This is a genomic window from Mesorhizobium sp. CNPSo 4661, assembly GCF_057784215.1.
The window spans coordinates 1-1,289 of sequence record NZ_JBWGIO010000072.1; the positions used below are offsets into that span (position 1 = coordinate 1).

General features: G+C 62.0%; 1 pseudogene. It reads left to right on the forward strand.

Annotation, left to right across the window (positions count from 1 at the left end):
• Nucleotides 1–1,289 (forward strand): annotated as a pseudogene (locus AC0YKC_RS33945) (phosphoesterase); the annotation flags it as partial.

The window sequence follows — 1,289 nt, forward strand, 5'->3', positions numbered from 1 at the left end:
CAGATCACCACTCAATTCTCCGGCATTTCGGACACTTCGAACGATCCACCGCACAATGCGCTCGCCGTCGGTCCAAGCTACATCGTCATGGCGGAGGGGTCGCGGATCGAATGGACGAACCTGTCCGGCGGCGCGGCGAACTTGCAGTCGGTCTACCAGTTCTTCGGGTCCCTTGGTTCGACCGCGGCCAACGCCCTGTTCGATCCTCGCGCGGTGTATGACAGCGTCAACAACCGATACGTCGTCACCATGGACAATCTCGGCTCGAACGGCGCGATCAGCAACATCGACATCGCCGTATCGAAGGACTCGAACCCCAACGACGGCTGGTATTTCTACTCGCTGAACACATCGCTGACGATCAACGGTCAGCTGACGGCAGCCGATCAGCCGATCCTGTCGCTCGACGGCACAAACATCTACATCACGGCACCCCAGTACGGTGTCAATGTCTCAGGCTTTGCTGGCACCGAGCAATGGGTCATCGGAGACACCGCGGGAGCCGGTGGCGGTATCTACAACGGCGGCACGATGACTATCGTGGCCAGCCAGCTTGCTTCGCCAAATCAAGGCATGACCCGGGTCGTCGCCGGCAACAATGGCCAGACCTACTATGGCTCCGCTGTCAACACCGGCAGCCAGACCCTCATCACATTGCAGACCTACAGCCTCGCCACCAACAGCTTCGGCCCGGCAACCACCATATCGCTCGGCAAAATCGATCAGGGCGGCGGCGGCGCCAATTTCACGGCCCAGCAGCAGGGAACCAGCATTCCGCTGGATGCCGGCGACGGGCATCTTCAGAACCTCGCCTACGCCAACGGCTTTCTCTACGGCGTATCAGAGGTGCTGCCGGTCGGATCGAGCGTCCCCCAGGTGCACTGGTTCAAGATCGACGTGAGCAACCCCAACAGCCCGGTCCTCGTGGCGCAGGGCAACGTGTCGGGCGCCTCGATCGGCGCCGGTGTCGCCACCTTCGACGGTTCGATCGCCGCCGACCAGGCGGGCGACGTCGTCATCAACTTCACCGCCAGCGGCTCGAACATGTATCCGGCCGACTATTACAGCTTCCTGGCCGGGGCCGATCCCTCGGGCACCTTCAGCGCCCCTGTTCTCTACCAGGCAAGCGCCAGCTATCTCGCCAATGGCGACGGCCCGACAATCCAGCGCTGGGGCCTCTATTCCACGGCGATCCCTGATCCCAACAATCCGAATTCCTTCTGGGTGTCAGGCGAATACGTCGCCAATGGTTGGTGGCAGACATCGGTGGCGCAGCTCGCTGTCCAAGG